Raw genomic sequence first — 7,590 nt, 5'->3', positions numbered from 1 at the left:
GGGTGTCAGGGGGTTAGGGGGGTGAAGGTGCCGAGGGTGATGCTGATGGTGAGGGCGGTAGCGGCCAGGGCGGGGGCGCAGATGAGCAGGAGCCAGTCGGCGGTGGAGAAGGGCTGGTGGCGGGCGAAGGTGCGCGGGGTGGTGGAGTCGAAGCCGCGGGCGTCCATGGCGACGGCGAGTCGGGTGCCCCGGCGGATCGCCCCGACGAGCAGGGTGAACGCGGTCGAGGCGAACAGTCGCAGCTTGGCCACCGGGTTGCGGCCGGCGTCCACGCCCCGCGCCCGGCGGGCCATGGCGATCATCTGCCACTCCTGGCTGAGCAGCGGCAACAGCCGGAACGCGGCCAGCGCGCCGATGGCGAACCGGGCCGGCGCCTTCGCGTTCTGCACAAGCGCGTCGGCCAGATCGGTCGGATCGGTGGTGGCGAAGACGATCACGCCGGGCAGCGCGACCGCGAACAGGCGCAGCACCAGGCCGAGGGCGGTGAGCAACACCGACGAGGTGACCATGATCGGGCCGGCGTCGAGCAGCACCCGTCCCGACCGGTCGGCGGCGAACAGGACCAGGGTGACAAGTACGCCACCGGCGGCGAGCAGCAGCGGCCAGGCCCGACGGAGCAGCACCCGGTACCGCAGGCCGAACAACGGCAGTACCGCCAACTCCACCGCCAGTGCGATCGCCGGCGCGACCGGATCCAGCGTCGCCAGCAGCGGGAAGGCGAACAGCAGCGCCGCCGCCAGCTTGGCCACCGGGTTGCGGCGGGCCAGCGGGGCGTCCGGCCGGGCGACCGGTTCGAAGTCGATCACGCTACGGGCCGCAGCGTCAGGGTGCGGTCGGCCAGCGCGGCCACGAAGTCGGTGTCGTGGGTGACCGTCACCAGGCCGTGGCCGGCGTCGCGCAGCTCCGCGAAGAGGTCCACCAACTCCCGCCAGGTCCGCCGGTCCTGCCCGAAGGTGGGCTCATCGCAGATCACCAGCCGGGGCGCGGTGGCCAGGGCGGTCGCGACGCTCAGCCGACGCGCCTCCCCGCCGGAGAGGGTGTACGGGTTCGCCCCGGCCAGCTTGTCCAGCCGCAGCCGTTGCAGCAGGTCGTCGACGCGTTGGCGGACCACGGCGTCGGTGGCGCCCGTCCGGCGCGGGCCCAACGCCAGTTCGTCGAAGACCGTGCTGGTGACGAACTGGTGCTCGGGATCCTGGAACACCGAGCCGATCCGGCGCGCCAGCGCGGGCGCACGCCACCGGTGCGGTGCCGTACGGGCGTCGGCCCCGGCCAGTTCCGTGCTGGCCGACAGTCGTCCGGTGCCGGGCTTGAGCAGCCCGCCGAGCAGCAACGCGAGGGTGGACTTGCCGGCGCCGTTGGGACCGAGCACGGCGAGCGCCTCACCGGCGCGTACGGTCAGGTTGGTCGGAGCCAGCCGGGGTGGCTGGCCGAGCCGGTCGGCGGTGAGCAGCACCTCGCCGGCCGGGGCGGCGGCCGGGCGTGGCGGGAACAGTCGACCCGGCACCCAGACGCCGTCGGCGGCGAGGGCGTCGCCGTGCGCGGCGAAGACGGCTTCCGGCGTACCGTCGGCGCGTACGCCGCCACCGGCTTCGAGCACCACCACCCGGTCCACCAGGGGCAGGGCATCGGCGATCCGGTGCTCGACCAGGATCAGTGTGGTGTCGCCGTCGACCGCGCGGGCGATCGCGGCGCGGACCAGGTCGGCACCGGCCGGGTCGAGGTTGGCGGTGGGTTCGTCGAGCAGCAGCAGGTCGGGGCGCAGCGCGAGCGCACCGGCCAGGGCGAGCCGCTGCTGTTCGCCGCCGGAGAGCGCCGCGGTGGGCCGGTCCCGGTGGTACGGGAACCCGACCCGGTGCAGCACCTCGTCCACGCGGGGCCAGATCTGTGCTGCCGGTACACCCCGGTTCTCCAGCCCGAACGCCACATCGTCGCCACTGCGCGCCATGACCAGTTGGGACTGCGGATCCTGAAAGACGATGCCGACCCGTTCGCGGACCTCGGTCGGTGCGCGACCGTCGATCTCGATGGTGCCCTCCTGCTCACCGGAGTCCTCCGGCAGCAGCCCCGCCAGCGCGGCCAACAGGGTGCTCTTGCCCGCCCCGGAAGGCCCGAGCAGCAACACCCGTTCCCCTCGTCGTACCCACAGGTCCACCCCGCGCACGGCCCAGGCCCGCCGCCCGGCATGCCGCCACCCGAACCCCCGCAGCCGTACCCCACCCACCCCGTACCTCCCTCCTCCCACCGTCACCCACCCACCCCGACCATCGCCGTTGATCAAGAGGTTTGCGTCTGGAATGCAGGATCGACAGACGCAAACCTCTTGATCAACAGGGGTGGGGGTCAGACGAGGGTTCGGGTGCGGCCGGAGGGGAAGCGGGACAGGGCACCGGTGCGGGCGAGGGAGTTGGTGAGGGCGTGGGCGCCGGCCCCGGCGATCACGGCGGCGCTGAGCACGGTGAACAGCGCGTACGGGATCCGGTAGCTGACCAGTTCGTACGCGGTGTTCCAGACGAAGAAGTCGAACAGCGCGGCACCCAGGCCGGTCATCGCGCCGGCGAGCAGGGCGGTCGGCAGCCGGAACGAGCGGTAGCGGAAGGCGGCGAAGGCCAGTTCCGCGCCGAGGCCCTGGATCAGGCCCTGGACGATGGTGACGCCGCCCCACTCCGAGCCCAGCAGCGCGGAGACGGTCGCCGCAACCGCCTCGCAGAACAGCGCGGCACCCGGCTTGCGGATCACCAGCCCGCCGAGCACCGCGGGGATCAGCCAGACGCCGTACATGATGGCCTGGCTGGCCGGGAAGAAGGCGAAGGCCGGGTCGACAGCCCGCCAGAGCAGGCCCCAGGCCCAGAAGATCACACCGAAGGCGACGGCGATCACCGCAGCCACGACGATGTCGATCGTGCGCCACCGGTTGGTGGTCGGCAGTTTCATGATTGCTCCCAGTCCAGTGTTCGAACCAGGTAAGACGCACGCCGCGCCCGACGGCACCGGGCCGTGGCGGGCTGGAGGTGGACCGAACTCCCTGCGCTGGCATTACCCAGATCAGGTACGGAGGGTCTGCGGGCGAACCCGCACTCTCAGCGCTGTGCGCTCCCCTGTCGGAGGTGAAGTTGTCTCGCCGACGCTAACACCTTTGAAGATCAACAGGCAATGTGATCTACGCAGGTCACGCCGGGTGCGGCACCGGCCCTCGGGTACGCCCGTCCGCCACACCCGCCCGTTTCCGTGACATTTATCGACGTTGTCGGTGTCGGAGGGTAATCTCAGCCCGCCGAATGTCCCCGGTGAAGAGACGACAGGGTGAGCACAGACACGGATCACGCCGTACCGGCCGACGAACCGCAGGGCCGTCCCGGCGGCGTCACCACCGAGGCGCCCGCGACCCATCCGGACGGCTCCACACCATCCCGGCGATGGCTCGGCGACCGGATCGGCTCGGTGGAGGTGCTGGCCGCGCTGCTGATCCTGCTGATCATCGTCAGGGATCCGCTGGCCGGGGCGCTTGACGATCCGCGCCTGCAGACCTGGACCACGGTGTTCGTCTCGATCATGGTGCAGGCGGTGCCGTTCCTGGTCTTCGGGGTGCTGCTCTCGGCCGTGATCGCGGTCTTCGTACCCCGGTCGTTCTGGGCCAGGGCGCTGCCCCGGCACCCGGCCCTGGCGGTGCCGGCGGCCAGCGCGGCCGGCGTGGTGCTGCCCGGCTGCGAGTGCGGGTCCGTGCCGATCGCCGGTTCGCTGATCCGCCGCGGGGTCACCCCGGCCGCCGCCCTGGCCTTCCTGCTCGCGGCACCAGCGGTCAACCCGATCGTGCTGACCGCCACCGCTGTAGCCTTTCCCGGCAACCCCGAGATGGTCCTCGCCCGGGGCCTCGCCAGTCTCGTGGTGGCCATGGTGATGGGTTGGCTCTGGCTGCGCCTCGGACGCACCGAGTGGATCAGGATGCCGCGCCGACCCGAGTTGGACGACCCCCGGCGCGGGCGGGCCTTCTGGGCCGCCGTCCGGCACGACGTCACCCACGCCGGTGGCTTCCTGGTGCTCGGCGCGATGGCCGCCGCCAGCATCAACGTCCTGGTGCCGGAACGCCTGCTGCAGACCCTCGCCGACAACGCCTGGCTGTCCATCCTGGCGCTGGCGGCACTCGCCGTGCTGCTCTCGCTCTGCTCCGAGGCGGACGCCTTCGTGGCGGCCTCGCTGTCGCAGTTCTCCCTCACGTCCCGACTGGTGTTCCTGGTGGTGGGACCGATGGTCGACCTCAAGCTGATCTCGATGCAGGCCGGTGTCTTCGGCCGCCGGTTCGCCTTCCGGTTCGCGCCGACCACGTTCGCGGTGGCCCTGCTGGTCGCCGCCGGCGTCGGGGCGGTGCTGCTGTGAACCGGCAGGCGCAGGCGGTGGTCCTGCTGCTGCTCGGCGGCGCGGTGCTGCGGGCCAGCCTCTCCGACCTCTACCTGCGCTACGTCAAGGAAGGGCTGCGACCATTCCTGATCGCCGCCGGTCTGTTGCTGGTGGTCGCGGCGATCATGACCCTCTGGTACGAGCTACGCCCGGTCCTCACCCGCTCCGACGAACCTGCCGACGACCACGACGACCACACCCACCACGAACCGCGCGTCGGCTGGCTGCTCATCCTGCCCGTGCTCGGCCTGCTGCTGGTCGCCCCGCCGGCCCTCGGCTCGTACGCGGCCAACCAGTCCGGCACCGCGCTGAACGCCCCACGACAGTCGGACTACCCGCCGCTGCCCGACGCCGACCCCGCGCCGGTGAGCGTCCTCGACTACGCGGCCCGGGCACTGTTCGACCGAGGCGCCTCGATCGGCGACCGGCGGGTGCTGCTGACCGGCTTCCTCGCCACCGGCGAGGACGGCCGCCCCATCCTGGCCCGCATGGTGCTGTCCTGCTGCGCGGCCGACGGACGGCCGGTCAAGCTCGGCCTCACCGGCGACGTGCCGGCCGGTCTGCCCGACGACACCTGGGTCGAGGTGATCGGCCGGTACAGCGACCGGATCGGTCGTGACCCGGTCAACGACGCCGAGATCCCCTACCTGCAGGTCGAGTCCTGGCGGCCGATACCCACCCCCAAGCAGCAGTACGACTGACTGTCCACCTCGGTAGGCTGCGGGTCATGCACATCGACGCCCGAGGTATGCGGTTCGACGTCACGGCGGGCGGCCCGGAGCACGGTGAGCCGGTGCTGCTGCTGCACGGCTTCCCGCAGCACGCGGGCGAGTGGAACGACGTGACGCCGACCCTGCACGTGGCCGGTCTGCGCACCTACGCGGTCAACCAGCGTGGCTACTCGCCGGGCGCCCGGCCGACGGAAGTCGAGGCGTACCGGTTGACGGAGCTGGTCGCCGACGCGGCCGCCGTGCTGGACGCCCTCGGCGTCGACTCCGCCCACGTGGTGGGGCACGACTGGGGTGCCGTGGTGGCCTGGGCGCTGGCCGCCGAGCATCCGGAGCGGGTCCGCACGTTGACCGCCGTCTCCGTGCCGCATCCGGCCGCCATGGTGTACGCCCTCAGCGAGGACGCGCAGCAGAAGGCGCGCTCGGCGTACATGCTGCTGTTCCGCCGGCCCGGGGTGGCCGAGAAGACGCTGCTGGGCCTGGGGGCCCGCGGGCTGCGCCGGATGCTGCGCGGTGTCGGCGACGCGGCGCGGGTGTCCGCGTACGCCGAACCGATGCGCGAGCCCGGCGCGTTGACCGCGGCGCTGAACTGGTACCGGGCGATGTCCTGGACGGACCTGGCGGCGACCGGCGCGTCGCACGTGCCGACCACCTTCGTGTGGAGTGACCGGGACGTGGCGATCGGGCGTACGGCTGCCGAGGCGTGCGTCAAGCATGTGCAGGGGGACTACCGGTTCGTCGAGATCGCCGGGGTCAGCCACTGGATTCCGGACGAGGTGCCGACGCGGCTGGCCGAGGCGATCGTGGCCCGGGTGCGCTCTGCCGCCTGAGCGCGACACGGCGTGCCGGTGTGCCTCGATGCCTGCGGCGGGCTGGCGGAGTTACTGGCGGAAGGGCTGGGGGAGGGCTGGCGGGAGTTGCCGGCCGGCGAGGAGCGGAGTGACGATGACGTTGAGTGCCGACGGTTACCTGGCCGTGGTGACCGCGACGATGAACCGGGTGGCCCAGAGCCAGCGGGACCAGGTGGCCCGCGCCGCGGACCTGATCGCCGAGGCGATCCAAGCCGACGGGGTGGTGCACGCCTTCGGCACCGGCCATTCCGAGGCGCTGGCGATGGAGATCGCCGGCCGGGCCGGTGGACTGGTGCCGACCAACCGGATCGCCCTGCGTGACCTGGTGCTGCACGGCGGAGCGTCCACGGAGGTGCTGGGGCCGAAGCTGGAACGGGACCCGTCGGTGGCCCACCGTCTCTACGAACTCGCCCCGGTCGACCCGGCCGACATCTTCGTACTCGCCTCGAACTCGGGGGTGAACGGGGCGATGGTGGAGTTCGCCTCGCTGGTGCGCGAGCGCGGCCACCGGCTGGTGGCGATCACCTCGACGGAACACTCGGCCCGGATGGAGTCCCGCCATCCGTCGGGCCGCAAGCTCGCCGACTTCGCCGACGTGGTGCTGGACAACGGCGCCCCGTACGGCGACGCGACCCTGCCGCTGCCCGACGGTGGCGCGGTCGGTGCGGTCTCGTCGATCACCGCCGCCTTGCTGGCCCAGCAGATCGTGGTGGAGGTGGTGGCCCGGCTGCTCGCGGCGGGCGAACGTCCGCCGGTCTACCTGTCCGCCAACATCGCCGGCGGCGACGCGCACAACGACACCCTGGAGGCCCGGTACGCGGGACGTATCCGCCGTGGCTCCTGAATGCCGTGGCTTCTGAATGCCGTGGCTTTTGAGTGGTGCGGCTTTTGATTGCGGTGCGGCTGCTGGGCGGTGCGGCTTTTGAGTGCGGTGCGGCTGCTGAGTGGCGTGGCGCTCTTGAGTGGCGCGGCGGGTTGGCCGGGGCACGAGGGCGGTCGTCCTGCGAACCGGTTTCGGATCGACGGCGGTGGGGCAATCAGCGTTGCCGCCGTCACCGAATCGGTCCGGCGGCAGGCCGTACCCCCGGAGGTCAGCGGTGTCCAAGGAAACCGAGAAGCAGCGGTGGCAGCGCAACTTCGCCGACCTGTTGCAAGAGTTGCGGGTCGCGCAGACCGGCGTGCAGATCCTCTTCGCCTTTCTGCTGACCCTGCCGTTCAGCAACGGCTTCGGCAGCACCAGCCCGTTCCAGCGGGACGTCTACATCGTCGCGTTGCTCGCAGCGGCCGGCGCCACCGCGATGATCATCTCGCCGGTGGCGTTCCACCGCGCGCTGTTCCGTCAGGGGCGTAAACCGGAGTTGGTCCGGTTCGCGCACCTGATGGCCTCCGGCGGCCTCGCCCTGATGCTGATCGCGATGGTCAGCTCGGTCCTGCTGATCACGGACTTCGTGCTCGCCCGCCCGATCGCCTTCCTGCTCAGCGCCGTCACCGGACTCTGGTTCCTCACCTTCTGGCTGATCCTGCCGTTCTCCCGCCGCAGTTGGGGCGACGACGACATCGACGACGACGAAGACCCCAGCGGCCTGGCCAACACCTGACCCGACACCCGCCCCGCCGCC

8 protein-coding genes and 1 riboswitch are annotated in these 7,590 nt (G+C 71.8%); of the genes, 5 read left to right on the top strand and 3 right to left on the bottom strand.

Annotation, left to right across the window (positions count from 1 at the left end):
- Positions 1-5 precede the first annotated feature (5 nt).
- The 3 genes from C1A38_RS29880 to C1A38_RS29870 all read right to left on the bottom strand — a co-directional run bounded on the left by C1A38_RS29880 (position 6) and on the right by C1A38_RS29870 (position 2,931).
- Positions 6-806, bottom strand: a complete 801-nt coding sequence (locus C1A38_RS29880) for an energy-coupling factor transporter transmembrane component T family protein (protein ID WP_102661029.1) — start codon at positions 804-806, stop codon at positions 6-8.
- Positions 803-2,221, bottom strand: a complete 1,419-nt coding sequence (locus C1A38_RS29875; protein ID WP_102661028.1) for an ABC transporter ATP-binding protein — start codon at positions 2,219-2,221, stop codon at positions 803-805. Before C1A38_RS29875 ends, C1A38_RS29880 begins: the two co-directional genes overlap by 4 nt.
- A 119-nt stretch (positions 2,222-2,340) precedes the next feature.
- Positions 2,341-2,931 carry an ECF transporter S component gene (locus C1A38_RS29870; protein ID WP_102661027.1) on the bottom strand — a complete coding sequence of 197 codons (591 nt, stop codon included), beginning with the start codon at positions 2,929-2,931 and terminating at the stop codon, positions 2,341-2,343.
- 70 nt (positions 2,932-3,001) lie between these two features.
- Positions 3,002-3,107: riboswitch (TPP riboswitch) on the bottom strand.
- Positions 3,108-3,429: 322 nt separating this feature from the next.
- Here C1A38_RS29870 and C1A38_RS29865 point away from each other — a divergent pair.
- The 5 genes from C1A38_RS29865 to C1A38_RS29845 all read left to right on the top strand — a co-directional run bounded on the left by C1A38_RS29865 (position 3,430) and on the right by C1A38_RS29845 (position 7,569).
- The gene (locus tag C1A38_RS29865; RefSeq protein WP_233197108.1) at positions 3,430-4,371 is read left to right on the top strand and encodes a permease; all 942 of its coding nucleotides are present in this window, start codon (positions 3,430-3,432) and stop codon (positions 4,369-4,371) included.
- On the top strand, positions 4,368-5,093 hold the full coding sequence (locus C1A38_RS29860) for a TIGR03943 family putative permease subunit (protein WP_102661025.1): 726 nt from the start codon (positions 4,368-4,370) through the stop codon (positions 5,091-5,093). Before C1A38_RS29865 ends, C1A38_RS29860 begins: the two co-directional genes overlap by 4 nt.
- A 26-nt stretch (positions 5,094-5,119) precedes the next feature.
- Positions 5,120-5,950 (top strand): alpha/beta fold hydrolase, encoded by an 831-nt coding sequence (locus C1A38_RS29855; RefSeq protein ID WP_102661024.1) that lies wholly within the window; start codon positions 5,120-5,122, stop codon positions 5,948-5,950.
- A gap of 115 nt (positions 5,951-6,065) precedes the next feature.
- Positions 6,066-6,815: a sugar isomerase domain-containing protein gene (locus tag C1A38_RS29850; RefSeq protein ID WP_102661023.1), complete on the top strand. Its 750-nt coding sequence runs from the start codon at positions 6,066-6,068 to the stop codon at positions 6,813-6,815.
- 253 nt (positions 6,816-7,068) lie between these two features.
- Positions 7,069-7,569 carry a DUF6328 family protein gene (locus tag C1A38_RS29845; protein ID WP_102661022.1) on the top strand — a complete coding sequence of 167 codons (501 nt, stop codon included), beginning with the start codon at positions 7,069-7,071 and terminating at the stop codon, positions 7,567-7,569.
- Positions 7,570-7,590 lie beyond the last annotated feature (21 nt).

Origin of the sequence: Verrucosispora sp. ts21, from assembly GCF_002879555.1 — a bacterium.
Classification (GTDB): Bacteria; Actinomycetota; Actinomycetes; order Mycobacteriales; family Micromonosporaceae; genus Micromonospora; species Micromonospora gifhornensis.
This window is presented reverse-complemented; position numbering and strand designations above follow the sequence as displayed.

Excerpts from the sequence above, each read along its gene's own strand:
- C1A38_RS29870 (WP_102661027.1), bottom strand. The coding sequence starts at position 2,931 with ATGAAACTGCCGACCACCAACCGGTGGCGCACGATCGACATCGTCGTG.
- C1A38_RS29850 (WP_102661023.1), top strand. The coding sequence starts at position 6,066 with ATGACGTTGAGTGCCGACGGTTACCTGGCCGTGGTGACCGCGACGATG.
- C1A38_RS29855 (WP_102661024.1), top strand. The coding sequence starts at position 5,120 with ATGCACATCGACGCCCGAGGTATGCGGTTCGACGTCACGGCGGGCGGC.